Genomic DNA, 25,975 nt, shown 5'->3' with positions numbered 1-25,975 from the left:
CCAGCATACGGACATTCCCTTTCTATGTTGCTACAGCAATAAAAGCATCGACTAACTCAAATATACATATGATTTTCTATTTCAGTTCACATACATTTGGTAAATCAAATTTGATTTCATATGGCGAATAATAAGCTCTTATTCCATCATTGCACCTTTTTTCAATATTATTTTTCATTGCAATTTGCTTACCATTCTGCAATTGAAGATATGCTTTTTCATTTTCTACTTTTAGGTCAGTGTAATTTATGCCCTGATGTAAATCATATGCCGCTTTTACTAATTTTAAATAGCTTATTTGTTGTTCCAATGTATAGGTTGGCAACTCACCACTATCTAAGTACGTTAGCAACTCCAAGCCTAGCATTCGATTTAAACGCTCGTGCTTCATTTGATTTTGATAATTTCGCAGACATTTATAACATGAAGATTCACAGTCATTCATACAGCTGTTTAACACATTAAAAGTTTCCTTAATAATTTCCTCAATGCGTTTTCCTGCAACATACGAATAACCAGCACCACCTGATAAATTATCAAATAAATATAGATCTACATAATGACCTAACTCCTCATTATGAACAATTCGATATCCTACCGATAATTCTTGCGCATCAATATCTAATACTCGACTAGCTGCTAATACAATGCCTTCACCAAGTGTTAATAGTGCGTCATGTAACCACGATTTACTTGCATTATAATCTAATTCGTCTGTCATGCTTAAACGAATTAAAAGTAAATCGCTCGTAAAACTATTACCTAAATAAATTTTTTCTAAATAGCCTTTGCATGTAAAATTAGCCCCTCTGTCCAGTTGAAACGGTTTTTCATGCGGCTTTGAAAAATCTTCTTTTTTCCCTAAGATTGGCTTAATGTATCCACAATCCTCACACATATAAAAACCACTATAATCATCAACGCCTCGATTCATGACAATTAACTTTTCATTTTCACGATGCACAAATTGAATATAACGTAACTCATTTAAAGGCTCGAATATAAATTGCTGCTCTTCGTTTGGAACTGGAAATTGAGGTGTACTCGCAAAGCTATACTCCTGCGCTAAATCCCCTTTTCGAACTTCTCGACCACGTTCTGGAGAAAATCCAGTTGGACGTACATACGGCATAACATTTAATTGCTCTTTACAGTTTGGACATTTACTCTCCTCTTTAGTAGACAATTTTGTAAAGTTACATTTTGTACATGTAGCAACGTAATGTTCTTTTAAATTCAAATCCTTCGCAGGCAATTCAGGATTTTTTGAGAATGGATTATATATCCCACCAATACGATATGTTTTTTTATTAACAACAACTTGTCTCCCAGGTGCATATTCACCTAACGCGCGATTCAATTCAAGCTGTGGGCGCTGTTCAATAATGATTTTACTATTTCTATCTCTTCCTTGAATGTAAAGGCTAGTCAAGTCTCGTGGAAACGCGTATGTTGGTAAAAAGCTATGATTAAATAAAAAGTTCAATAACATTTCGTCAGGATGTTTTTCCTTAAAATCACTAGTATCCTCTTCTAAAGTAAAATCACTATATTTAGTTAAATTTTCTTCAATATCTTTAAAAGCATCTAATAAATCTTTCTTTAGACTTTTTGTCGCTATTTCAATAATTGACCACTTTTCATCTTCCGTCTCATACGCTTCTACTGGAATAATATTAAACACTTCAGGATATTGCTTGAATTTTGATTTTAATTGCTTTTCTAGCCATTCACCAAAATTGTCTAAATTGAACATTGAAGAACTGTTGAAGAAGTCTATCGTACTCCCTAAAGAATCAATAATATTGCTAGTCGCCAGTTCTCCATCAAGACCATATTGATGGAAATACGTTTGAATTAATAATGCATTAATATGACGGTATATTATTTTTTTGTTCGTAATGTAAATGTGCGCTTCACGCGTATCTCCACTAATAATTAATTCTGGATTTTTAAAATAATAATGATCATGTGGTCCATCTTGCGCATACGTAATAACTGTTGATAATGAAGAACCTCTTCGTCCTGCACGACCTGCACGCTGCTGATAATTTTCGCGCTGCGGTGGAATATTACGCATACCGACCGCAGTTAATGAGCCAATATCAATTCCTACTTCCATTGTCGTTGTGCAGCTTAAAATATCAACAATGCCTAAACTATCTTCCAATACAATATCTTGGAATGCCATTTCATATTGTTCAGTCGTTGCTAATGCAATGCTTGGGTCTTTTTGAGATAATTGTGCCGTATGCTCTTCTACTGAAACATTCGTAATTTTCTCGCCAATTAAAATCTCTTCAACCGGTGTTCGCCAGTAGCCTTTTTCAGCCTTTAACACTTCGCTCGTAGGCTCTAATATTTCAATTGTTACAGCATCACAGCTCGGACATGCATCATTTACTGTTACAGCATGAATTTGCTTGCACGATGTACACTTATACCAAGTATGATGAATGCCGTCTTTTATTTTCAACTTATCTAAATCCAAATAATATTTTTCATTTTTACTTCTACACAGCTGCTCAAATAAGTGTGTAATAGTGTATTCGACATTCGTTTCCCCCACAAATTTCTCTAGCATTTCACGAAACTTTTTAGAAAGAGAAGTCGTCGTTTCACCGAAATCATCTTCATCACGATACATCCCGAAAATCTCACGTCGATCAAATACATCTAATGTAATATCAATTGAAGTTTTTTCTAATAGCTCTTTAATAAACAAAATAGTTACTCTTTCTAAATCTTCCTCACTTATTAGCTCCTTAATTGTCTCATCACGATACATTCTACGCATATTCGCAGGAACAACTATACCTGTTGTCGTCTCATAAACCGAGTAACCAGGTGCTGCAATAACTTCTAACATTCGTAGTTTAAACTCTTCACGCATCGACATGGTCATTTCATCAAATTCAACGTCTTTCAATTTCTTTTCATAAAAATTTTTAACATAATTTTTAATATCAGCTGTCACATCTTTACGCTGCATTTGAGAAAATAACTGTAAGCGATGTTCGTGTAATATGTGTAAAATAGTTGGATAAAGCTCACGTCCAATTGTCGATCGAACACGATTTTTCTCCAATTCATACGCTGCTTTTAAAATTAACTGACGAATCGCATCTTTCTCTACTTCATTCGGAATATCACGTGCTAAACGTGCTGCCTTTTGTCGCCCATCAGAGAAAATCAATACTTTTCTACCTTCGTTAATATTTTCAGTTTTGCCCTCAACAGGCGGCTGAATGTTAAATTGTTCCCGAATTAAGTTAGCAAATGGCTGCTCACCTTTAATTTTTAAATCTCGAATATTAAATCGCGCACTGCGTAAACAACATGGGCACTTTTCAAATGAACGCGCATTTGAATATCTTCTTCTAGATTTCTTGTTCGACGTTTTTTCAGTAGATTCAAAAACTTGAATATATTCATGTGAATTTTCCATTGGTGGTGTATCTTGAATGAAGCCTGTCTCAATATGTAACCATAAAGGGGCAATCTTCTTTCTTTCAAGTGCCTTTTCATGTGGGCGTTCAATCAAATAATGAATTTCCTTTAATTTTTCACCTACAATCCCATGACCACTTTCATTCCATAAATATGTCGGGTAAACTGCTCCTTCCTGAATATACGCCTTAATAAAAATAGATCCGCAATAACGATGTGTCATAATTTCAAATACTCGTGATCCACAATCACAAGTCACACGATAATCGTCATATATTTTCCCTAACAAACCTTCTTCCCCACACTGAGTACATGCTGGGTTTATACAAGAAAAAATGCCTGATAAACCTCTAAAGAAAATATGTACACGTGCAGGCAACAGCACACGTCCATTTAAATTTGACGCATTGGCTAAAAGCAATAAGTTACTTACGGCTTTTTCAGCTATTATTGGTTCAATGTTTGGACATACTAGCTCGACAATTTCATTCAAAGACGTAGCTTGACCACTAATTTTCTCGATAATTTTTTCTAATGGTCCATATCCATCTAACTGTTTATATAAATAACTAGGGAATTGTGCTGAATCATTCGGTACTTTCTCCCATTTCATTTGCTCAAAAAATGGAATCATATGCTCCATGCTTTCCTCATAATTTGTGCGGTATTTAATAAACTGTTCACTATCGATAGAAGCTAGATTTTGAATTTCTAAGAAATCTGCTGTTCTTGCAGGTGGACGTACTTCTTTAGTTCCTCGAATTAATTTAAACTTACGCGATTCAGGCTTACCTGTTAATTGTTCGGCGAATCGAATTGGTGCTTCATCGTCATTTTCTTTTCCTAAACTTGCTGAAGTTAAAATGCATTTCATTTGGTCACGATCAATACCAAGCCTTGATTGTAAACGACGAATCAGTAACGCTACTTCTGCGCCACCCGTTCCTCTATACATATGAGCTTCATCTAAAATTAATAAAAAGTAATTATCTTTGCTTTGTGATAGCCATTGCTTCGTCTGTTCCCAAATATTACGTTCAATCGGACGCATTAACATATACTCAAGCATAGAATAGTTTGTTACGAGTATATCAGGTGCTGACTCTTGCATCTCATGACGGGTAAACAGTTCCGCATCCGTTACTAAACCTTTGTAGCGAGCATTTCTTTTAACCTTTGAATTTTTAAACGCTCGTAAATCTTTCGCTAACCATTTACCTCGTTCTTTCATTTCTTGTGCTTTATCAGGCTTTTGTTCTTCTAAGTCAATATAATAATTAAGTATCGAGTCTAATTGATACTTATCCTTTTTAGTCGAATGTTCCCCAGCATACGGTGTGCGAGACGTATACATACCAAATTGCGCCGGTCTACCCGTAGCGTCCTGAAACTTTTTCTTCACTCGTTCATCACCAAATAGCTTTCTTAAACGTGTCATTTGGTCACTTACAAGTGCATTCATTGGATAAAGAATTAAAGCACGAACAGCACGTTGCTTAAATGTTTCAGGACTGCTAGTTGCTTCTTCATAAAGCATATTCAACGTTGGGTGCAAAAAGGATTCCGTTTTCCCTGAACCTGTACCTGTTGAAATAATTAAATCGTTATGGTCACTTAAAAAAGACTCCATTGCCTTTTGCTGATGTAAATATGGCTTCGGAAAAATACCTACTGGTGGATTCAATTTAGCCAGTTCATTCATTAATTTCTTTGCATTATTCGGAATGTTCATCTTTTCATACGTATCGCCAGGCTCATAAACTGGTGTTGCTTCGATATATGGCTCGGTACATAAAGTTCCTGATTTGTACAATAACTCTGTACGCTTTTTTTGAACGCTCGGTTCACTAATTGGATATTGTGTTTCAATATATTCCGCTAACTTTCGATGTAATCGCTGCGTTACATAATTAATTGTATATTGCATTTTCTTTCACTTCCTTTAATTCGCAATGAGATAAAATTGCTCGAATATTTTCAATTTGATTTTCTGCTGTTAAGTACTTTTTCGTCCATTTATTTTCTTTTGGTGTAGCAATTAAACGCATTAAAATATCTTCTTCCTTTGGCAAAGAATATTGTAAATTCACCTCAATAAACCCTGAGGAATGCGCTGAAAAATAATACGTAGAATAAAGCCCTTTTCGACTTCTTAAAGCCATTCTTGTGCGTAATAGCAATCCATTTTTTATTTCAGCCACGAACCATTTTTTCTCTTTCCATTGTGCAAAATATCTTTCTCTTTTTATTTGAGAACCTATCGATCTCTCAAATACTAAAATATAGTATTCCTTATCTTTAAGTTGTTTCAAATTATTTAGTTTAAACGATCCTCGCTCCGTAAATTGAATAATTTCTGTCGGTTCAACATCATGATGATCGGTTAACTGCTGTACAAAATACTGAATAACTTGTTGGAAACTTGGTAAATAAACATACTGATTGTACTTTAACGAAATAGCTTCCTGAGTTTCAGTTAAACGCCCTATTCCAACTTTATTTGAATTCATTTTTAACGAGCTAATTACAACACTTTGATTATCTGGTAAAATAATGTTTCTTTCAGGTGGTAATGAATAATAACCTTTTCCTACACTTAAAATTTCTCCTTGTGCATTCAAATATTCTAGTATTTTATAAGACGCAGATCGTTTCTCATCTTCTAAAAAATTTAGAAATAATCTGTCTTCATTCATTAATAACCGTTCAATTACAGAAGTAAGTCGTTTAAAATGTATTTTATTTGTCTGAAGTTCTTCGCAAAATCCATTCATTAACCGCTTCGTATAGCAGCTATAGTAATTTATTCTTTCCTGTATAAGTAAATACTCTGTCACGATTACACACCTACTCCATAGCCATGTTCATCTTTATTCGAAAGAGAATTTTTAAATAGCGTGTATGAAGCTTTGTACAATATTTCATCTTCCAAAAAGATATTTAATAAATTCAACCATTCAACTAATTGATAAGGAATTGACTTGTCTTCATCTTCATTATCTTCAATCCATTCTCTAAAACTTCTTCGAATACTCACAGAATATTCTTCTATATACAAGGTGATTGAAATTTAGAATGTGAACGAGGCTCGAAACAAGAGGCGGACTCCTGCGGGAAAAGCGTGAGCGAGAGACTACAGGCTCGAGCCACGCCCGCGGAAAGCCTGCCTCGATGTGGAGAGCCGACGAACAAAACGCTAAAATACATTCACCGTCTATATACATCATAATTTTTAAAAAGATCTAACGCCGTCTGTGCAGCTTGAAGTGATCGAATCGTTCGTTTATTAGTAAATCGAGATATGTAATCAGCTGAATTAATTAGTGGTTTATGTACTATTTGGTCAAGAAATATTTTTGCATCCTCTAAAGAATCTATTGTTATGATGATTAAATTCGGTACTAATTCCGCGTCTATCCATTTATTATGTTTAAAATACGATGGCAAGCTATATAACCCTTCCGTCGTATGTGGATTATGGATAATTATTGACTTCACGTCATCAACACTCGAATAATTTGTGTATTGATGATGCAGTTCATCTAATGAAAATCGATCAATTTCTGGAATAATGGAGATTGTTTGCTCACAACTAATCGTTTTTGCAATACATTGCGCTAATTCAAAACAATGCTCTCCATAAATGATAATAGGTTCTTCTAATAGAACTGCTGCATTGACTATAGATGCTAATACACGCTGATCATCGCTCCCTTTAAAGCAAGATAGATTATTATTCAACGTTTCAGAAAACGTCGAAAAATCATACAGCCTCTGCCCCACAGTAGATTGGAATTGTATATAGCCATTCATATTATTGACTTTCGATACAATATTAGATGATTGCATATTTGGAAATGCATTTAAAGCTAACTGCTCCGCATACACATCTGAAAAATTTTGGTGTAACTTCTCAATTTTTGACTGTATATTTTGTTCTAGCGATATATAACTACTTTGTACGATTTCTAAAGCTTGAGCAATTTGAGAGTAGCGTTCTTCAATAGTTTGTAATTCTTGTTTGCGACGCTCACATTCTTTTATTAGCTTTTCATGTTTCTTTAGAAAAGTATCATATTCATTTTCAAAAGCTTTTTTTGTTTCATTATGAATAATTTCTTGTGTCAATTCTAAATCTAATATTAGCTTTGAAAATTGATCAACGACTTCAGCTGATAACGTATTACTTTCGAACATATAAATCGCTCTATGTAAGCGTTCTTGAAGATGAGGCTCTCGAGCTCGTCCCGAACCGTACCATTCTTTTAATCGTAGAATCATTTTTCGAGATAGCTCACCTAATTCCATATTGTCTTTAAGTTGTTTTAAAGCATCACTAATCACCCGTTGCTCATTGGCAACATCAACCCAACCAATAATATTTTGCTCTACTAATTGATTCGTACTAAATAATCGTTCTTGATTTTTATATCCATCTAAAATCGATATAATATCTATTTCCTGCTGATAATATGGTACGAAATTTAAAGTTGAATCTTTCATCATGTATAATCCATCGATAAACTCCATTTGAATCGGTCCTATTAAAAAATCATCAGCTGTTCGAAAAAGTATAGCTGAACTCACGCTAAAAGGAATATAAATACCTTTCGTCAATTTATCTACAATTAATGCCTTATCTGTTGTAATGGTTTCATCTAAATCTAATACTTCTAACAAATTAACGTTATAAATTTCCTTACCTAATATGTATTTCATCGATGTTGCTCTACTTTTATCAAACGTAGTAGATTCAATCAATTCGAATAATTTAAATGTATCTATTTTAGGTGCTTCAAATGATTCATGAACAAAAACCTTCCCGTTATTAGGAAAAACCTCAGATATTTCACCTTCTGGTTGATTTAAAATACCATTCTCATATATGGCATAGGGTTGTGCTCCTGCAACTTCACGCACAATACCATCTCTAGTTTTAAGTTTTTCATATAACTTCACTAACGCTATCATTCGAACACCTCATCATTTCATTATTTTTGGAATCTCTCTCGGTACTCGTACACCCATTTTTCTAATGAGAAATAGTAGCTTATCTTTATATTGAAATTTACTTGTACTTACTAGCTCAAGAAGCTGGCTCACATATTTCACATCAACTATTATCTTTTGGTACAAATGTTGCCGTTCATAAACATGAAAAATTTGTTCCACAACACTATCTCTACTTTCTAATTTATAATTTATTACTTCTAAGCTCCAAACTCTTGGCACATCAATTCGCATCGGCGCAAGTAAATTTCTCGAGAAGCTCGTACCCAATCTATAATACATTCCAAAATCAGAATGAATTAATAAATCCAGTTCTGAATTAATATTTACTTGTGCCGCTTCTAACTGTTGTTTATGAAATAATATATTTTCACCGTTAACAAATATATTCCCTATAGATATTTGTTTATATTCAATTTCAGGTAATTGTCTAATTGTGTATATTTCTGATACTTCTTGATCTAAATACATTTCATAATCGCTACCTTCATTTAAATTGAGCTCGATTAATTGCTCATCTGAAACTTGTAACATTTGACGATGATTTTTTGAATCTACAATGATTAACCGCTGATTCAAAAATCTTTCTCCAATATTCGTTAATTGCCATGTACTGTGAGAAGTTGTCAAATATATAGTTGTTCCTATCTTTTTGAAATCTAGAGGAGAAATAATATCTAGATGACATGTAGCTGATTGAAGTGTGTAGTTTAAATAAACTGTGAACCATCGCTGAAGATCGTCGTTAAATGAAACTGGCATAATAAGCTCATATATGTGAAAAGAGCTCATTGCAGTAATATTTATTACTTCTAAATCTTCATGTATGGATTGTAACTTTTTTTTTGAAACAATAAAAAATTTACCCGAAAGAAGAATGTTACGATACGGAATACTAATATGTTGACCATGAATTTCCTTGAAAATGATTGCTCCATCTTCAAACGGATTATATTTACCACTATTATTTAATCCCCAGTACTTTTCAAAACGATCATTTGTAGAAGATATACTATAAGAATCTAGTAACGGGACTATTACATCATTTCTTTTTCTTGAAGGTAAAAGGTGAACTACATTTAAATCGAAGTCATCAACTTCTTTACATCGATACGAAAAATATGAATTTTTCAGTTGGTTTTTTAAATACTGTGATTTTATTAATGGAAATATCAATTTAAATTGGTATTCGTCATCTAATCTTTCTATTGCTAAACGTATTTTTTGACGAGCTGAAAACTCATCTTCATAAATAGAATTTGCACTAACACTTTTAGAATAAAATTCACAATCAATTTCGCCTGGATTATTATGTGTATGTTTAAAATAAGGTATTCTTTTTTCTCCATGACAAAAAATGACGTCATTATTGCAGACTATACAAAAATATTTTCTGCCTTTTATCGCCTCTCTCGCCGTAATCAGTCGATAATTTGCAGAATAGGCAACATCCATTTAATCACCCCATTACAAATATTTAACATTAATTATATATTAAACTACAAATAAGATTTTAACCACTAGACAAAACAAATCATGATACTTCCAAATAACTTCTATTTAAAACATAAAAAAGAAAGCACAGAGAATGCACGACAAAAGAGAATGCCCAATATATAGACATTCCCTTTTATGATACGATGATGAAAAACATCGTTAATTTTTATGAAAGGAGACACCTTATGAAAAATTGTTCACAACTAGATCGCCGCAAACAAACTCAATCTGCCATTGCAATTGCGGCAATAAATGGTGGAAAGCTAACTGAATTTACACAACATTTGTTGAAGCAATATGAAGATTGTCAAATAACTTCACGTGAATTAAAACAAGCAATTATTCAGCACTATACGAAAGCGTCGAAATCATAAATCCATCCCTACTGAAAATAATTCCCCCACACTTGCTCAATATCCGCCTTTATATCCTCAACAAGCTGCGCGGGCTCGATGACGCGGAAGTATAGGCCATACTGCAGCGCCCATTTGCGAAGCGCGTTGTAATTGACGCGAATCGTTGCAGTAATGTCGTCGGTCGTTTGGTTGGAAAAGTACGGCTGTGTTGTGCCAAACCAGTCGACGAATTCCGTTAATCGCTTCTTTTGAAATCGAATCGACGCCGTAATGAGCTCGCCTGAAAATAAATATAGGTGCTGCTGCATATGCTCGGGCATGTGCAAGCCTTTTTCATAACCTGGAAGCGTCTTAATTGGCTTTACCGCTTCTTCCTGTACGACGATATGCGACATGCGATCGATGCGGTAATACGATAGGTTATCGAAGCGGTCGTTATTGCAAATGACGTAATACCGTCCGTTCGTCGCCACCATTTGATACGGATTGATAACGTACTGCCTCACTTGCCCGTCACGTGTTTTCTCTTGCTCAAACAACAGTTCATAGCGCGCATTAACGACGTAACGATTGTACGAAAATGCGACTTTTTTGGACGCGCTCATTGCCTCATTTAGCTTGCGTATATTTTGAAATAGTTGCGCATCTGTTAATCCGATACCATCGTCGGCAATCATATAGCTTTTGCGCGATTTGAAATGCTCGCTCGTTAAATTTTCTAGCTTTTCAATGAGCGCTTGCTTCATACTATATGTCGCATGTTTCGAAAACAAAATGCCATCGATGAGTAAATGCAGCTCCTGTTCAGAAAATGGCGGCTTGTAATAATAATCTCGGTATACCGTAATTTCCTCGATTTCGCCCGTTTGTTGATTTTTCACATTGCGCGAATATGCTTTTGCGTCAACAAAGCCATAGTCTCGCAGCTTTTGTAACGCATGCTTCACCGTCTTTCGCTGCACAAACTCATAATGCTCGTCTTCTTGTAGTTTGTCGATTACTTGCTTTTGCGTAAACGTGTGCTGCTCGTTTGAATGCTTTTTCAAAATATCCAACACATCTAGCAGTAAAACGCGTTCGTGTAGTGTCATTCGTCGTTCCTCCTTCGTCTATGTATACCCAAAAGAAAAGCGTTAATTAACATCGCTGCTAATTAACGCCATCTGTTACCCAAGCCAGTGAACTTCACACGTTTCATAACGATTTAATAGCGTCGCCAGCTTCAGATCCAGTGAAAGCTGTCCACCCATATCTTCACGTTCATACAAGCAATGCAAGTGCACATAGCTGTTTTCAATGTCGTTAATTTCGTAATCCGCATCGAACTGCTCCTTTAACAACTTCACAATTTCTTTCGTCGAGCGTTGTTGGAAGTACAATTTCACGCAGTAGAGCGACACGTCGTTGTATTCCGCAATCGAGCATGGCCAGTAACCCCATCGTTTTAAGAATTCCTTTTTCTCGGTGCGACCGTATTCATACAATTGTTCAGGCGTAATGTTCGTCATATAGCATAGCTCCTTTCGTCTGCTTCTACATTTAGAATACCAACTCGTATGTGTCATTTTGGGCGCATCACGAAAAAATATTCGATTATTTTCATAAAAAAACGAGGCACGCAATCACCTGCGCCCTCGTTTTTTCCTATTTACTTCTCCTTCATCCGACTCCACATATAATGCTCAAACACTTCAAGCGATGTTTTTTGCGGTATGTAGCCGAAATCGTTTTTTAACTTGTCGTTGCTTAGCACGGGACGGTAGCGCAAGAAATCGACTTGCTCCTCGCCGTACTGCGTTAGCTGCAAGCGCTTTAGTACGAACAGCGCCGATGAAACGACGGCAGCTGGAATTTTAATGACGCGCTTATTTAATAGCGTGCCGAGCTGATCGACTGTGAGTGCGCCGTCGCCTGCAACGTTGTAAATGCCCGTTTTGTCGCTGTCGATTGCTTTGGCGAAACAGCGCACGACGTCTTGATCCCAAATGAAGACGAACGGACTGTCTGAGCCGTGAATACCGATTAAATATTGTTGCTCGAACAAGTTCGTAATTTGGTTGCGCACGTTTTCGCCTAAAATCGTCCCGATGCGAAAAATCGTTTGCTCTAGCTGTGGTTGCTTTTGGCGATACGTCGCAAGCATTTCCTCGACTAAGCGCTTATGATGCGAGTACGCAAATGCTTCGTTTCCGCGAATGGCGTCCGTTTCCTTGAGCCATGCCGGATTGTCCGCGTGATAGCCGTACGACGCGCCACTTGATGATACGATAATACGGCGTACGTTTGCTTCGATGCATGCGTTTAACATATTTTCTGTGCCGAGTACGTCAACTGAATATTCGAACTCGCGGTTGCTTTTTTTGCCTGGTGTGACGATGGACGCTAAATGAACGACAACTTCCACTTCATGCTTTTGAAACAGTGCTGCCGCTTCATTTGAACGGACGTCGAGCTGCTCGTATAAAAGGCGCTCATGTGCTTCAAACGGCGAGGTGTCGCGAATGTCTGCGGCAATGACTGTATGATTCGTTTCGTGCAATAAATAGTTCGTCAGCTGCTGCCCTAAATAGCCCGCCGCTCCTGTAATGACTACGTTCATATGTGCATCTCTCCTGTTTCTTCTACGTTAGGTGGTGGATTTTTCGCCCAAATTGTTGCAAGCGTTAAGCCTGAGACAATATGCCATACGCCCCAAAACGCTGCGACAATTGCCATGCCACCTGCACCACCGAAGAAGTTGAAAATTAAAATGAGCCCAAGCCCTGAATTTTGAATGCCTGTCTCGATCGTAATGGCACGTCGGTCGCGAACGCTCACTCGTGCAAGGCGCGCTAAAATATAGCCAAAAATAAACGCCAATGCATTTTGTAATACGACGACACCGAGAATTTGCCCGATGTTTTCAGAGAAGACGCTAAAGTTATTCGCAAGCATAATGACAACGAACACTAAAAACACAACGATCGACACTTTCATCATCATGCGATTAATGCGCGCTGCTACTTTTGGCATTTTGTAGCGCACGTACATGCCGAGTATAAGCGGCAAGCCGAGCATGAAGAAAATCGTCGTGAACATGTCGAGCGCGTTAATGCTAAATGACGTCATCATATCCTTCGTTGGGCCGTACATCGATGCCCAAAATAGCGTGTTCAGCGGCGTCATCACAATCGCAAGCACGGTTGATACGGCAGACATGCTGATTGATAGCGGCGTGTTGCCTTTTGCTAAATGCGTTAAAAAGTTTGATAAATTACCTCCTGGACATGCGGCGACTAAAAATAAGCCGAGCGCAATGCTTGGGTGTGGCTGCACAATTAATACAAGTACGAACGTAATCGCTGGCAGCACTAAAAACTGACATAATAAGCCAATGAGTACGGGCTTTGGTGTTTTCAGCGAGCGCTTGAAGTCGCTGGCGCGTAAATCAAGTGCTACACCAAACATAATAAAGGCGATTACGACGTTCATCATCGTTAATGCACTTTCACTAAAATTAATTTGAATTTGGTCTATTCCCATACATTATTTTCCTTTCGGCTCCGCATGCATATCTTTGAAGTAACGTAAACCTGGAGCCCACATATGTTTCACGGGGTCTACTTCCGCGTGAATGACCGCACATTTACCGGCTGCTAACGCGCGCTCATACGCTGCTTCAAGCTCAGCAGGGTTTTTCACGTATTCACCGTGCGCGCCCATCGCCTCAGCAACTAAGTCAAAGCGAATTTCGCCTAAGTCTGCGTTAATGCTTTCGTGTGGGTCAAGCGTTTTTTTGAGCATCGTCTTTAGCGGGCGAAGTGCAAAGTGCTGATTCATCTTCACCATGCCCCATTGCTTATCGCACATGACGACATAAATGACGTGCAAGTTGTTGCGAATAGCCGTTTCGATTTCTTGCGGATGGAAGCCCATTGCCCCGTCACCGATAATGCATAATACGGGCGTGTTCGGACGCGCGACGGCAACACCGAGCGCTTGTCCAACGCCTGCACCGAGCATGCCGAATTTAAACGTCGATAGAAGCGGCATTTGATCGCTCACCTCGTAGTAGAAGTTTGACCAAATGACTGTGTTCCCCCCGTCCATTACGAGCGGCGTATGTTTTGGCATTACTTTTTGCGCAAGTGTCGGCACTTGTGCAGGGTTGATTGGGCTTCCTTGATCGCTTAAATGTTCATCGAGCTTTTTACGATGCTCCGCGCGTGTTGCATTATGCTTTTGAATGAGCTGCTGGCGATGCGGATCGTTTCGTGGTGCATCGTTTGCTAGCTCTTGTAGTAGCTGCTGTAGGAAAAACTTAATATCTGACTGTACGAGTAATGATGATGGCTTATTTGCCCCTAAATTGTTCGGATCTAAATCAACTTGAATGACTGTTTGATTGGCGTTCCAGTACGGCGCTTTCCCCCACCAATCCGTTTCCCCAACGCGCGAGCCGAGAATGAGCACAACGTCTGCGTCATTTCGCACGTTGTTGTTTGCTTCGATATGAATCATCGGCATCATGAGCGGATTGCTTTCATCCATTGCACCGCGTCCTGCCCAGCTCGTCGTCACCATCGCCTGTAGCTTTTCAGCAACTTCTGCTAGCTCTGGCTTCGCGCCTGAATGCAATACGCCGCTTCCTGCATGAATGAGCGGGAACGTTGCGCCGCGCAGTAGCTCAAGCGCTCGTTGCACTTGATACTCCGACGCTTTCGGGTGCTCCATCATGCGGTATTGTGACGGCTCCCAAAACGAAATGTCGCATTTAACTTTCGTGTTCATAATGTTTTCTGGAATGTCTAAATGCACAACGCCTGGACGTCCTTCGAAACATTTGCGCAGCGCACGACGAAGCATTTCAGGAATGCGGTCAAATGATGGCACCGCCTCGCTCGACTTTGCAAATGCGCCAATTGTGCTCACTTGGTCAAAGCATTGGTACGTGCCACCGCGGTCTGGATACATAATGCCTGTGCGGCGCGAGCTCGTAATGCATAGCACGCGGTTTCCTTCTGCTTCCTCTACAACGAGCCCTGGTAAAATGTTCGCTACACCTGGTCCGTTACTCGCCATACAAACGCCGAGACGATTCGATGTGCGTGCATACGCGCCTGCCATATGTGCTGCACTCGTTTCGTGGCGCGGTGAAATTAAGCGAATGCCGTGCTTTTGCAAATTCGAATAAAACCCAAAATACGTGCCGTCAATAATACCGAAAACATTTTTTACCCCTTCAACTGCGAGCATTTTCGCAACTACTTCTCCGCCTGTCATCATCATACCGTTAGCCCCCTTATTGTTGTAAACGTTCCTTTAACTTCACAAATACGTCTGCAATATCGTCTTTTGTTACGTCCCATCTGTTTGTAAGTAAGCCATTGCCGGTTGCAACGAGCGCTGTCATATGTGCAATCGCATCATCATCGAGTACATTCGCTAAGCTTGTCGCACTTTTCCACACATGAAGCTTGTCGTTTAGCGTACGTAAATACGGTGCAATGTCCTCACGTGTTGCTAGTCCCATTGCCTTTGCGACGTGATCGTAACGCTCGCTTGCCGCTTCAAGCCCTCGCTCGACGACGAACGGGTGCGTCAGTGCGACACTTTGTCCGTGCGGTAAATGATACGTCGCCCCGAGCACACGCCCCGTCGCATGCGCTAAGTTCGTCGTCGCATTTGAAATCGCAATTCCTGCATAAAAGCTACCGAGCATTAATTGCTCACGCGCTACTAAGTTCATCGGCTCATTCACCGCAGTTTCAATGTTTGCGGTAATAAGCGGCATCGCCTGTAGCGCAAATACATCGCTTAACACCGTCGCATTCGTCGCCACATACGCTTCAATGGCGTGCGTTAATGCATCAAGTGCCGTAAACGCGGTAATGTGCGCAGGCATCGACACCGTTAGCTCCGGGTCTAAAATCGCAATGTCTGGAATGAAATCAGGGTGCGCAGGATTTAGCTTCATGCCGCGCTCCTCATCAATAATGACCGTAATGCGCGTCGCCTCTGCCCCTGTTCCTGCTGTCGTCGGAATCGCAATGAGCGGCAGACGGCGAAACGTTTGCAGCTGCTGAAACGACATGAAATCGCGCTCTTGATCGTACACAACCGCTGCAGCTGCTTTCGCTAAGTCGATTGCACTTCCTCCACCAATTGCGACGACGCTATCATTGCCTCGTTGTTGAATTGCTTGCACCGCATCGTCTAACATGCTTAACGTCGGTTCTCCTTTTGGCATTTCAAAAAACGTCGCGCCCGAAAACGTGTCGCGCAGCCAGTTGAGGCAATCATTCACCGCACTGCCACTATACATAATAATCGGCTTTTCAACGTGTAGCCGTTGCAGCTGCGTCGGTAGCTCATACAATGTGTGCGCTCCATATAGCAAACTTTGTGGTAAATTCATTAACATCATCTTTTACTGCCCCTTTTTGTTTTTAATCGTAACGAATAATGCACTGGGTGAAACAAGCTTTCGTAGTACTCGATCACTTCGCCGTGTTCACCAAAAATCGTGCGCTCAATGCATAGCACGTTCGTCCCCGGCGTAATGTGGAGCCGTTTAGCATCGCCGTCATCAATCGGCTTACAACAAATCACTTGGTCCGCCTCATGCATCGCGATATGTAACTCCTGCTCGATGACGTCATAAATCGTCGCCGTCTCCAAATCAAATGCCGCAATTTGTTCTCCTAATCCTTGCTTGTAATAATGACGCTCAATCGCGATTGCCGCATCATTCGCCGTTCGCAGCCGCGCAATCATATAAAGCGGCTCCTCACCGAACACAGTCGTCGGTGCGTCGTCATGCGCAATCGCTTTCGCCTCTAGCAAATGCGCCCCTGGGATCATGCCGAGACGCTTCACCGTGTCGCTAAAACTATTGAGCGTATCGAGCCAATCATGCACCGTTTTCGCCTGCGTTAAAAACGTGCCTTTGCCGTGCTTTTTTTGCAGCACACCTTCTTGTACGAGATGATTGACCGCTTCTCGCACCGTCGAACGGCTTACCGAAAATCGCGCCATTAGCTCGCGTTCACTCGGAATTTTGTCCTCGTACTTTTGCGCTTGAATTTCACGTATGAGTACATCCTTTAGTTGAATATGCAATGGCATTGGATTATCGAAGCTAACGATTTCAACCATCCCCTTTTGTCCGAACGTCGTAACGTCCGTACCAGTTATTGTTCGATGGCTTGATTATAGCCCGCGCCCATACTACTTAGCAATCATATTTTAGAATTTTCAGAATTAATATGATGAAATAATATGGCGCGATACGATAAAAAAAGACCGCCATTCTCCATTATCAAAAATGAGAAAAGCAGTCTTTGGTCATCCAATCAACTATATTGAGCATAAAGCATTCAAAACCAATGCGTCAACTACATTTTAAAAATAAATGCAATAATTCACGCTAAACGGTAATAAATTTTTTTCACGCACGCACGCTTAATCGACCGCTTCTTTCAGTCGAATGCCGCAGATCGCTAACAAAATCGGCGCCTGCTCAGCATGAATGATGCAGCCTTCTACATCGTCCTTTGAAATGTGCAGCGCCGAAAATTGCGACGTCGAGATGTCTACCCCGTTCAACGTCGTCTCCTCAAAGCGTGCGTCCGTTAATTCGCACCGATCGATGAGCAAGTGATCGTGCTTCACCGCATACCAATCACTGTTCGTCAACGTGCTCGCCTGATATGTAACATGCTTCCACACGCTTTCTTCAAACGCCGCACGCTCCATCAAGCAATCGACAAAGCTCGTCGCCGTTAACGTCATGCCAACAAATTTCGTGCCGACCATTTTGCAATTCGTAAACGCCGTCCGGTAAAGCAAGCTGTTGGAAAACGTACAGTTCGATAAATCACAATGTAAAAACGATGCATCGGTAAAATCAATATGTGAAAACGTACAGTCAACGAAATGACAGCGCTCAAATACAATCCCAATTGCCATCTTTTGCTGTAGCGTCTCCGCGGTCACCGTTTCACGTACAATGATGACGTCTTGTACAATATCTGTCTGCTGTTGTAACGCGTTAAATGTAAACGATTCGATAAAGCAGTCCTCCTTACGCGATGTTTACAGCTATTATATCAGGTCTGTTGATACGCCACTTTTATACAGCTGAATCGCTTGTTTTAAACAGCAAAATGAGAATTATTGCTATTTTGTAGTGGCAGGAAGCGTGCGGCGAGACTCCTTTGGGAAAAGCTCGAACCTGTAGTCTCTCACTCACGCTTTTCCCTCTTATTTCGAGCCGCGTTCACATTATAAATTTCAATCACCTTCTGTTATCGAGGAGCGATTATTTTTCTAAAATCGGCGCTTCCGCTTCCTTCTTTCAAAAGCTGCTCAAACTCCGTCGTGACAACGTTTAGCTACCATTTTCCCACAATGTAAAATTCGCTCGAAAAAGCACGAATTTTACATATTAATACACTTATTTTATAATAATAAAAGTAGCGTCGTTCTTTAAGAGAAAGTGACGCTAACTAAGACGTATGCTTTCGATTATTATACGTATATAATTTTCTGGAGCAACATGAACAGAAAACAACGATTTTTGATGAAAAAAGGAGGTTACTGTATGCTATCCATTGAACAATTAACGAAAACATATCGAGGAGGCAAAAAAGCTGTCGATCATATGACGCTGACGATTGAAAAAGGAGAGTTCATCGCCTTTATCGGCACGAGCGGCAGCGGTAAAACGACAGCGCTGCGCATGATCAATCGCATGGTCGAGCCAACGAGTGGCACAATCACATTAGATGGTAACGATTTATCAAAAATGAATGCGGTGCAGCTACGTCGACAAATTGGCTACGTCATTCAGCAAATTGGACTTATGCCACATATGACGATTCGCGACAACATTACGCTCGTGCCAAAGCTATTAAAATGGGACAAGCCGCAAAAGGACGAAACGGCAAAGCGTCTCATTGAGCTCGTTAACTTACCTGAGTCGTATTTAGATATGTACCCTGCACAGCTTTCGGGTGGGCAGCAGCAACGCATCGGTGTACTGCGCGCACTCGCTGCGAACCAAGACATCATTTTAATGGACGAGCCGTTCGGTGCACTCGACCCGATTACGCGCGATACGCTCCAAGATTTAATGAAAGATTTACAAGTGCGCCTCGGCAAAACGGTTATTTTCGTAACGCACGATATGGACGAAGCGATCAAGCTTGCCGACCGCATTTGCATTATGCACGAAGGAAAAGTTGTGCAATTTGATACCCCCGATAACATTTTAGCGAACCCCGCTACCGATTTCGTGCGCGATTTTTTAGGTTCACACCGCCTCATTCAGCAAAAACCGAGCGTCAAAACAGTAGATGAAGTAATGATTCAGCCAATTGCCATTACGATTGAAAAAAGCTTAGACGATGCGTTACGTCTCATGGTGAAAAAGCGTGTCGATACGCTATTTGTCGTGGACGCAAACGATCATTTACTCGGCTACTTAAACGTCGATAGCTTTACCGGACCGAAACGACAGCACGACACAATTGCTGAGGCGATGAACAACGAAGTCATTTACGTCAAAACCGGCACGAAACTACAAGATACTGTGCGCCGTATTTTAAAGCGCAACCTCCAAAACATTCCCGTCGTCGACCACGACAGCAAACTCGTCGGCTTAATTACACGTGCCAACATTGTCGATACGATTTACGACACGATTTGGGGTGATGAACCACTTGAAGCAACGGACGCATTGCTTACAAATAGCGCATCTCCAATCGAGGAGGAGACGCGATGATTGATTTTTTCACACAAAATACAGATGCGATTTTATTAAAAACGTGGGAGCACTTTTACATTTCGATTATCGCGCTATTTTTAGGTGCAATCGTTGCCATTCCACTTGGCATCGCACTATCAAAAACGACAACGCTTGCCAAAATTGTACTCGCCATTACGAGCGTCTTTCAAACGTTACCATCACTCGCCATTTTAGCACTCATGATTCCTTTTTTAGGCGTCGGCAAAGTACCTGCCATCGTCGCCCTTTTTATTTATACGTTACTTCCAATTCTCAATAACACGTTTGCCGGTATGCGCTCGGTCAATCAAGATTTAGTTCGTGCTGGTCAAAGTATGGGCATGACGACGTTCCAAGCAATTCGCATGATTGAAATACCACTTGCTATCCCGATTATAATGGCAGGCATTCGTTTATCTGCCGTCTACGTCATCGCATGGGCAACACTCGCCTCATACATCGGTGCAGGTGGTCTCGGTGACTTTATTTTCAACGGGCTCAACTTATATCAAACAGATTTCATCGTCGGTGGTGCGATTCTCGTAACTGTACTCGCATTGTTAACCGATTTTTTATTATCGAAAGTCGAAAAATGGGTAACGCCTAAAGGCTTGCTCGTTGAAAAATGAGGTGAGGAATAATGAAACGTATTTTTTTACTGCTTATGGCGACCGTGCTTTGTTTCGCTGGTTGCTCGAGCTCACAGGAAAGCAACACCGACAACATTGTCATTGCCAATATCGTGACGACTGAATCACAAATTTTGAGCTACATGCTGAAATATTTAATTGAATATTATACAGATGAGGAAGTGGAGCTCATTAACAACCTCGGCTCAAGCATGGTGCTGCATCAGGCGATGATCAACGGCGATGCGAACATTTCAGCACTGCGTTACACCGGCACTGATTTAACCGGGCCGTTGCAAGAAGCGCCGATGAAGGACTCGGTCGAAACGCTCGCCTTCGTACAAAAAGCATTTAACGAACGCTTTAACCAAACGTTTTTTGACTCATACGGCTTTGAAAACACGTACGCGTTCATGGTGTCAAAGGAAATGGCACAAAAGCATAACTTAACTAAAATTAGCGACTTACAAAGCATTGCGTCGACATTGCAAGCTGGCGTTGATACGTCGTGGATGAACCGCGAAGGCGATGGCTATAAAGCATTTACAGAAGCGTATGCATTTGATTTTAAGCGCACATACCCGATGCAAATCGGCTTAGTGTATGACGCCGTGCAAGCAGGTGAAGTCGATGTCGTGCTCGGCTATACGACGGACGGACGCATCGCTTCATACGATTTGACGGTGCTCGAGGACGATTTAAACTTCTTCCCACCGTATGACGCGAGCATGATGGCGACAAACGAGCTGCTTGAAGCAAAGCCGCACATAAAACCGATTATGTCGCTGCTCGTCGGCAAAATTTCGACTGAAAAAATGCAGGAGCTCAACTACTTATCTGATAACAACTTAATGGAACCTGCTGTCGTAGCGGAAAACTTTTTAATCGAGCACAATTACTTTAGTGAAGAAGTAGGTGATCAATGATGGAAGATTTATCAAAATTGAGTACGTGGGAGCAGTTTACATACTACTTCCGCGAAAATGGCATGTACGTGCTTGAACAATTTATGTCGCACTTTTTCATTTCAGTATACGGTGTATTGCTCGCCGCACTGATCGGCATTCCACTCGGTATTTTCATTGCCAAAACGAGCAAGCTAGCAACACCCGTTATGGCACTCGCGAACATTATTCAAACGATTCCGGCGCTCGCGCTCATGGCCATGCTTATGCTCGTGTTCGGTCTTGGCAAAACGACCGTCATTGTTACCGTCTTTTTATATTCGCTCTTACCGATTATTAAAAATACGTATACCGGCATTTTGTCAATTGATAAAAGCTTAACCGATGCAGGGCGTGGCATGGGCATGACACGAAAGCAAGTGCTGTACATGATTGAGCTGCCGCTATCACTATCGATCATCATTACTGGCATTCGCATCGCCCTTGTCGTCGCAATCGGCATTACGGCAATCGGGGCGTTCATCGGCGCAGGTGGCTTAGGTGACATCATTATTCGCGGCACGAACGCAACAGACGGCACGGCCATTATTTTAGCCGGCGCCATTCCGACAGCGCTCATGGCGGTCATTGTCGACGTCATACTCGGCTGGCTCGAGCGACGTTTCGACCCGCAAAAAAAACAGCAGCGCCTCGAAAAAATGATTTAACGCATCCAAAGAAACTGCACGCCACGCAAACGGCATGCAGTTTCTTTTCGTTTCACAAATGCGATGAAACACGTTTTATCATACAAAAATAAAGGTATGAAAAGAAGAGGCAATCATTATTCGTAAAAGGGGGATGCAATTTGCTACATTACAAAATTTATAGCCAGCACCATCAAGAATGGGTCGTCCTCGTACACGGTGCGGGTGGCAGCTCTAGCATTTGGTATCGTCAAATTCGCGCATACCGCAAACAATTTAACGTCCTCGTCGTCGATTTACGTGGCCACGGTTCATCGAAGTTTATACATAATCCACACCGCTACACATTCGAGCTTGTCAGCAAAGATATTTTAGACGTTCTCGATCACGAGGGCATCGACAAAGCACATTTCGTCGGCATCTCACTCGGCACCATTTTAATTCGTCAGCTAGCTGAGGAGCATCCAGAGCGCATTCAAAGCATGATTTTAGCAGGAGCGGTCATTCGCATTACGCCGCGCTTAAACGTTTTATTGTCGATCGCCAACAGCTTGAAGCGCTTCGTCCCGTACATGCTGCTTTACCGCTTCTTCGCGTGGATTTTAATGCCGAAAAAAGTGCATGAACAATCGCGCTCGCTCTTTGTCGAGGAGGCAAAAAAGGTGCAGCAGCGCGAATTTTTACGCTGGCTGTCGCTCACGAACTCGGTGACGAAGCGGCTGCTTATGTTCAACGAGCGCGACACCCGAATTCCGACGCTCTACATTATGGGCGATGAAGATTACATGTTCCTTGAATCGGTGAAAGAAATTGTGCGCAGCCAGCCAAAAAGCGACTTAATCATCTTGGAACAAAGCGGGCACGTATGCAACGTCGATCAGCCACAGCTGTTTAACGAACGCTCGCTATCGTTTTTGCATAAAGTCGCATTATGAAACCAAATGTCACAAATGTCACTAAAATAAAACATTTTAGTGACATTTTTTATTAGTACATGTTATGCTCAAAATATACTGTACGATGAAAGGAGCATATTTGATGTCAAACATATTAGCGAAAAATATTAAATCAATCATGACGTCTAAATCAATGACACAGCAACATTTAGCTGAAAAATTAGGTGTATCTAGATCATATGTAGCGATGTTAATTAACGGTGAACGTGCACTCACTGGCAATTTACTTATTGAATTTTCAAAAGCACTAGGTGTCACACCAAAGGAACTTTTATATGATCCAAACTTACAAAACGAAGACTATATTTTTTATCAGCGCGGATCATTTGAATCCCGAGCAGCGCGTCTTGAATATAGAAAGATGATTGTAGAAATGGATAACTATACTCGTTTAAAGGAGCAATTTGATGAAGGGAAAATCAACTAATTATGTCGCAAATACACATAAAGTAGCTCAAATGATTGCTCTCGATTTTTTAGAAGATTTAGATGCGCATGATTTCATTGGTCCTACGCTATACGATTTAACTGCACTAAAAGATATTCGCATGATGTATAAACCATTAAATGATGCAAACGCAGAAGGATTTTGCGCTATCGGAAAAGGGCAAAAATTTCTTTATGTCAATACAAACTTTAATGTGCGCCTCCAAAACTTCACTGTTGCGCACGAGCTATGGCATATTCATTTACACGACCTTCCAAATGTTTTTAATTTTAATGAAATCGACATAGAACGAGCTGCGGATCATTTTGCAGCAAATATTTTATTGCCAACGAAGAATGTACTCAATAAATACTATCATTTAAAACAAAGTGGGAAATCTGAAAGTGAAATTCTTTTCATCATTGCGGATTTATCTGCCTCACCATATGAAGCTGTATTAAAAAGATTTGTTGAACTCGATATTAATACGAAACAAATCGATGAACAGCTAAATACAATAACAATGCGTAATGAAGACCCTTATATAACACTGATTGAACATAAACTGCAACAATTGCGTTGTCACTTAGCGTTAGCCAAAAGTTCTTTAGATACCGCAACGAAAATTTCAATGTTTCCTGAATTAGATTCATTGAAATTTTATTTTAGCGACAAAAATTCGGAGGCAGCGAAACATGACTAAACTGTCTCCAACTTTCATTGATACGAATCTACTTATTTATTGTACACATATGAAAAACATAGATGTATTTGCATGGATTAATGAATTGTATGAGAAGGTTTATGTACATATAGACGTTTTAGCTGAAGTAAAACAAAATGCAACGACAGTGGAACAAAAAATAAATGAACTCCATTGGATATTATTTGACCCTACTTCTGAACATTCTTTAGATGAACTACAATACACTGCATACGAATACTTTTTCGAGAAAGTGAGTATCGATTTTGCAAACTATCAAAATAGTAGAGCATTTAAACAGACTGTAGATACAGGAGATATTAGTATTTTAACTAGTTGTCTTACGTTGGGCATCAATCTAATTACGAGTAATGATACGGATTTTCAACAAATCATTCCACTTAACAATTACCGAATTTCTTCTAGCATCGAAAACGAGCCTGATAAATTAATCGAAGTGCACGGTTTGTTCGAATTAGGTAAATTACTTATTGAAAAAAGCATTTGCAAAAAAAGAGATTATTTTAAATTTTTAAGTGCAATTCATATAAAAGATGCACAACTGAATGCGATCAAAAATGAACTCAATAAACTATTCAGTTAAGATGTGTTAGATCATGATTCACTTCCACAACGTCACATACCCTGCGTTTATTAAGCAACAAGACGGCACATTCGGCGTCTACTTCCCGACACTTTTTCCCGAACATGGCGCCGACTATCCGCTCGCAACCGGCAATACGCAGCAACACGCTATCGCCAACGCACAAAAGGAGCTCGCGTACACGTTAGCCGGCATGCTGTATGACAACGAAACACTCCCTTCCCCCGTACCGTTTCATTGCGACGACGCATCGCAGCAATACATTGAAATGGAAACGTCATTTGAGCCGTATGCTGAGGAAATCAACGCGCATTTACGCGGGCGACATTGGCATATCGATTATTATGACGCGAACGATCCCCCACGATTTAGCGCAGTCGGCTACAAAAATGAAAACGATCAATGGGACATTTATTTCAACGACGCGCTGTTGTTTACTGTCATGCGTTACGCCGAAGCAGAGGAGCAGTTCCATCACTACGCGGAGCATGTGCTGCTGCCAAACTTAGCAAAGAAAAGCCGCGGACTGTCGTTTCATATTCCAAACGCATACGGCACGTATTTGCACCATATTTTAAACGGCATAAACGTGCGCGATTTCATTTGGCATAACGGCGGCCGAGAAGCGTACTATATCGAGGATGACTCGCTCGGTCGCGATTTATTTCCACCTGCTCGCCTACTCGATGGCAGCACGCTTCAACACATCATTTCCGACGAGCCGTATTACATCATTTTCGCCGATTTAAAAGCATTTCAGCACGAAGCGGACGTCGAGGACATTGCGAATTACGAGCAATTTGTAAGAAGTGAATGCCAGCTCGTGTTGCTCGTCGTCGATTGCTCGCACGTATACATGTATGCAAAAGATCCGCAAACACTGGCGCAAATTTATGCAAATGCAGTAGCACAGCAGTTTGAAAAAATTCAGTTCATAACGGATGATAATGATGAGTTGACGATGTTTGTTGCGTTTTAGCAAT

General features: G+C 40.4%; 23 protein-coding genes. 10 read left to right on the top strand and 13 right to left on the bottom strand.

Features of this window, described 5'->3' with window-relative positions:
• Positions 1–76: 76 nt before the first annotated feature.
• The 5 genes from A6K76_RS08215 to A6K76_RS08195 all read right to left on the bottom strand — a co-directional run bounded on the left by A6K76_RS08215 (position 77) and on the right by A6K76_RS08195 (position 9,915).
• Entirely contained in the window at positions 77–5,377 is a 5,301-nt protein-coding gene (locus A6K76_RS08215; RefSeq protein ID WP_066463964.1) for a DEAD/DEAH box helicase, read from the bottom strand.
• On the bottom strand, positions 5,361–6,287 hold the full coding sequence (locus A6K76_RS08210) for a hypothetical protein (protein WP_066463960.1): 927 nt from the start codon (positions 6,285–6,287) through the stop codon (positions 5,361–5,363). The genes A6K76_RS08215 and A6K76_RS08210 overlap by 17 nt, the downstream gene beginning before the upstream one ends.
• Positions 6,288–6,289: 2 nt before the next feature.
• A complete protein-coding gene (locus A6K76_RS08205) occupies positions 6,290–6,487 on the bottom strand; it encodes a hypothetical protein (protein WP_066463950.1) in 198 nt (65 codons plus the stop codon).
• 170 nt (positions 6,488–6,657) lie between these two features.
• A complete protein-coding gene (locus A6K76_RS08200; RefSeq protein WP_066463948.1) occupies positions 6,658–8,421 on the bottom strand; it encodes a hypothetical protein in 1,764 nt (587 codons plus the stop codon).
• Positions 8,422–8,433: 12 nt separating this feature from the next.
• Positions 8,434–9,915 carry a competence protein CoiA family protein gene (locus A6K76_RS08195; protein ID WP_066463946.1) on the bottom strand — a complete coding sequence of 494 codons (1,482 nt, stop codon included), beginning with the start codon at positions 9,913–9,915 and terminating at the stop codon, positions 8,434–8,436.
• A gap of 227 nt (positions 9,916–10,142) precedes the next feature.
• Between A6K76_RS08195 and A6K76_RS08190 the strand changes: the two genes are divergently transcribed.
• Positions 10,143–10,331, top strand: coding sequence for an antitoxin VbhA family protein (locus A6K76_RS08190; RefSeq protein WP_066463944.1), 189 nt, complete (start codon positions 10,143–10,145; stop codon positions 10,329–10,331).
• A gap of 8 nt (positions 10,332–10,339) precedes the next feature.
• On the opposite strand, the gene A6K76_RS08185 is transcribed toward A6K76_RS08190, so the two are convergent.
• The 8 genes from A6K76_RS08185 to A6K76_RS08150 form a co-directional block, all read right to left on the bottom strand.
• Complete coding sequence (locus A6K76_RS08185; protein WP_066463942.1) at positions 10,340–11,404, bottom strand: helix-turn-helix transcriptional regulator; 1,065 nt, start codon at positions 11,402–11,404, stop codon at positions 10,340–10,342.
• A 75-nt stretch (positions 11,405–11,479) separates the two neighbouring features.
• Positions 11,480–11,821: a hypothetical protein gene (locus A6K76_RS08180; protein WP_066463940.1), complete on the bottom strand. Its 342-nt coding sequence runs from the start codon at positions 11,819–11,821 to the stop codon at positions 11,480–11,482.
• Positions 11,822–11,961: 140 nt separating this feature from the next.
• The gene (locus A6K76_RS08175; protein ID WP_066463936.1) at positions 11,962–12,912 is read right to left on the bottom strand and encodes an SDR family oxidoreductase; all 951 of its coding nucleotides are present in this window, start codon (positions 12,910–12,912) and stop codon (positions 11,962–11,964) included.
• The gene (locus A6K76_RS08170; protein ID WP_066463935.1) at positions 12,909–13,835 is read right to left on the bottom strand and encodes a bile acid:sodium symporter family protein; all 927 of its coding nucleotides are present in this window, start codon (positions 13,833–13,835) and stop codon (positions 12,909–12,911) included. The genes A6K76_RS08175 and A6K76_RS08170 overlap by 4 nt, the downstream gene beginning before the upstream one ends.
• Before the next feature lie 3 nt (positions 13,836–13,838).
• On the bottom strand, positions 13,839–15,581 hold the full coding sequence (locus A6K76_RS08165) for a thiamine pyrophosphate-binding protein (protein ID WP_066463934.1): 1,743 nt from the start codon (positions 15,579–15,581) through the stop codon (positions 13,839–13,841).
• A 13-nt stretch (positions 15,582–15,594) separates the two neighbouring features.
• A complete protein-coding gene (locus tag A6K76_RS08160; RefSeq protein WP_066463933.1) occupies positions 15,595–16,719 on the bottom strand; it encodes an iron-containing alcohol dehydrogenase in 1,125 nt (374 codons plus the stop codon).
• Positions 16,716–17,450, bottom strand: a complete 735-nt coding sequence (locus tag A6K76_RS08155) for a GntR family transcriptional regulator (RefSeq protein WP_066463931.1) — start codon at positions 17,448–17,450, stop codon at positions 16,716–16,718. Before A6K76_RS08155 ends, A6K76_RS08160 begins: the two co-directional genes overlap by 4 nt.
• Positions 17,451–17,756: 306 nt before the next feature.
• On the bottom strand, positions 17,757–18,290 hold the full coding sequence (locus A6K76_RS08150; RefSeq protein ID WP_139108668.1) for a pentapeptide repeat-containing protein: 534 nt from the start codon (positions 18,288–18,290) through the stop codon (positions 17,757–17,759).
• A 607-nt stretch (positions 18,291–18,897) separates the two neighbouring features.
• Here A6K76_RS08150 and A6K76_RS08145 point away from each other — a divergent pair.
• The 9 genes from A6K76_RS08145 to A6K76_RS16515 all read left to right on the top strand — a co-directional run bounded on the left by A6K76_RS08145 (position 18,898) and on the right by A6K76_RS16515 (position 25,971).
• Positions 18,898–20,079 carry a betaine/proline/choline family ABC transporter ATP-binding protein gene (locus A6K76_RS08145; RefSeq protein WP_083995340.1) on the top strand — a complete coding sequence of 394 codons (1,182 nt, stop codon included), beginning with the start codon at positions 18,898–18,900 and terminating at the stop codon, positions 20,077–20,079.
• Positions 20,076–20,711, top strand: a complete 636-nt coding sequence (locus A6K76_RS08140) for an ABC transporter permease (RefSeq protein WP_066463925.1) — start codon at positions 20,076–20,078, stop codon at positions 20,709–20,711. The genes A6K76_RS08145 and A6K76_RS08140 overlap by 4 nt, the downstream gene beginning before the upstream one ends.
• An 11-nt stretch (positions 20,712–20,722) precedes the next feature.
• Entirely contained in the window at positions 20,723–21,637 is a 915-nt protein-coding gene (locus A6K76_RS08135; protein ID WP_066463924.1) for an osmoprotectant ABC transporter substrate-binding protein, read from the top strand.
• Entirely contained in the window at positions 21,637–22,323 is a 687-nt protein-coding gene (locus tag A6K76_RS08130; RefSeq protein WP_066463922.1) for an ABC transporter permease, read from the top strand. The genes A6K76_RS08135 and A6K76_RS08130 overlap by 1 nt, the downstream gene beginning before the upstream one ends.
• A gap of 140 nt (positions 22,324–22,463) precedes the next feature.
• On the top strand, positions 22,464–23,237 hold the full coding sequence (locus A6K76_RS08125; protein WP_066463920.1) for an alpha/beta fold hydrolase: 774 nt from the start codon (positions 22,464–22,466) through the stop codon (positions 23,235–23,237).
• Between the two features lie 103 nt (positions 23,238–23,340).
• Positions 23,341–23,685: a helix-turn-helix domain-containing protein gene (locus A6K76_RS08120; protein ID WP_066463918.1), complete on the top strand. Its 345-nt coding sequence runs from the start codon at positions 23,341–23,343 to the stop codon at positions 23,683–23,685.
• Positions 23,666–24,388: an ImmA/IrrE family metallo-endopeptidase gene (locus tag A6K76_RS08115; RefSeq protein ID WP_066463915.1), complete on the top strand. Its 723-nt coding sequence runs from the start codon at positions 23,666–23,668 to the stop codon at positions 24,386–24,388. The genes A6K76_RS08120 and A6K76_RS08115 overlap by 20 nt, the downstream gene beginning before the upstream one ends.
• Positions 24,381–24,992, top strand: a complete 612-nt coding sequence (locus tag A6K76_RS08110; protein ID WP_066463913.1) for a type II toxin-antitoxin system VapC family toxin — start codon at positions 24,381–24,383, stop codon at positions 24,990–24,992. Before A6K76_RS08115 ends, A6K76_RS08110 begins: the two co-directional genes overlap by 8 nt.
• A gap of 13 nt (positions 24,993–25,005) precedes the next feature.
• Entirely contained in the window at positions 25,006–25,971 is a 966-nt protein-coding gene (locus A6K76_RS16515) for a DUF2691 family protein (RefSeq protein ID WP_083995338.1), read from the top strand.
• The last annotated feature ends 4 nt before the right edge of the window (positions 25,972–25,975 follow it).

Origin of the sequence: Caryophanon latum, from assembly GCF_001700325.1 — a bacterium.
In the GTDB taxonomy this organism is placed as follows: Bacteria; Bacillota; Bacilli; order Bacillales_A; family Planococcaceae; genus Caryophanon; species Caryophanon latum.
Note: the sequence above shows the minus strand (reverse complement) of the source record. Positions and strands in the feature narration are given on the sequence as shown.

Excerpts from the sequence above, each read along its gene's own strand:
- A6K76_RS08155 (WP_066463931.1), bottom strand. The coding sequence starts at position 17,450 with ATGGTTGAAATCGTTAGCTTCGATAATCCAATGCCATTGCATATTCAA.
- A6K76_RS08115 (WP_066463915.1), top strand. The coding sequence starts at position 23,666 with ATGAAGGGAAAATCAACTAATTATGTCGCAAATACACATAAAGTAGCT.
- A6K76_RS16515 (WP_083995338.1), top strand. The coding sequence starts at position 25,006 with ATGATTCACTTCCACAACGTCACATACCCTGCGTTTATTAAGCAACAA.
- A6K76_RS08120 (WP_066463918.1), top strand. The coding sequence starts at position 23,341 with ATGTCAAACATATTAGCGAAAAATATTAAATCAATCATGACGTCTAAA.
- A6K76_RS08215 (WP_066463964.1), bottom strand. The coding sequence starts at position 5,377 with ATGCAATATACAATTAATTATGTAACGCAGCGATTACATCGAAAGTTA.
- A6K76_RS08165 (WP_066463934.1), bottom strand. The coding sequence starts at position 15,581 with ATGATGATGACAGGCGGAGAAGTAGTTGCGAAAATGCTCGCAGTTGAA.
- A6K76_RS08110 (WP_066463913.1), top strand. The coding sequence starts at position 24,381 with ATGACTAAACTGTCTCCAACTTTCATTGATACGAATCTACTTATTTAT.
- A6K76_RS08130 (WP_066463922.1), top strand. The coding sequence starts at position 21,637 with ATGGAAGATTTATCAAAATTGAGTACGTGGGAGCAGTTTACATACTAC.
- A6K76_RS08175 (WP_066463936.1), bottom strand. The coding sequence starts at position 12,912 with ATGAACGTAGTCATTACAGGAGCGGCGGGCTATTTAGGGCAGCAGCTG.
- A6K76_RS08185 (WP_066463942.1), bottom strand. The coding sequence starts at position 11,404 with ATGACACTACACGAACGCGTTTTACTGCTAGATGTGTTGGATATTTTG.
- A6K76_RS08135 (WP_066463924.1), top strand. The coding sequence starts at position 20,723 with ATGAAACGTATTTTTTTACTGCTTATGGCGACCGTGCTTTGTTTCGCT.
- A6K76_RS08195 (WP_066463946.1), bottom strand. The coding sequence starts at position 9,915 with ATGGATGTTGCCTATTCTGCAAATTATCGACTGATTACGGCGAGAGAG.
- A6K76_RS08170 (WP_066463935.1), bottom strand. The coding sequence starts at position 13,835 with ATGGGAATAGACCAAATTCAAATTAATTTTAGTGAAAGTGCATTAACG.
- A6K76_RS08200 (WP_066463948.1), bottom strand. The coding sequence starts at position 8,421 with ATGATAGCGTTAGTGAAGTTATATGAAAAACTTAAAACTAGAGATGGT.
- A6K76_RS08145 (WP_083995340.1), top strand. The coding sequence starts at position 18,898 with ATGCTATCCATTGAACAATTAACGAAAACATATCGAGGAGGCAAAAAA.
- A6K76_RS08160 (WP_066463933.1), bottom strand. The coding sequence starts at position 16,719 with ATGATGTTAATGAATTTACCACAAAGTTTGCTATATGGAGCGCACACA.
- A6K76_RS08140 (WP_066463925.1), top strand. The coding sequence starts at position 20,076 with ATGATTGATTTTTTCACACAAAATACAGATGCGATTTTATTAAAAACG.
- A6K76_RS08180 (WP_066463940.1), bottom strand. The coding sequence starts at position 11,821 with ATGACGAACATTACGCCTGAACAATTGTATGAATACGGTCGCACCGAG.
- A6K76_RS08190 (WP_066463944.1), top strand. The coding sequence starts at position 10,143 with ATGAAAAATTGTTCACAACTAGATCGCCGCAAACAAACTCAATCTGCC.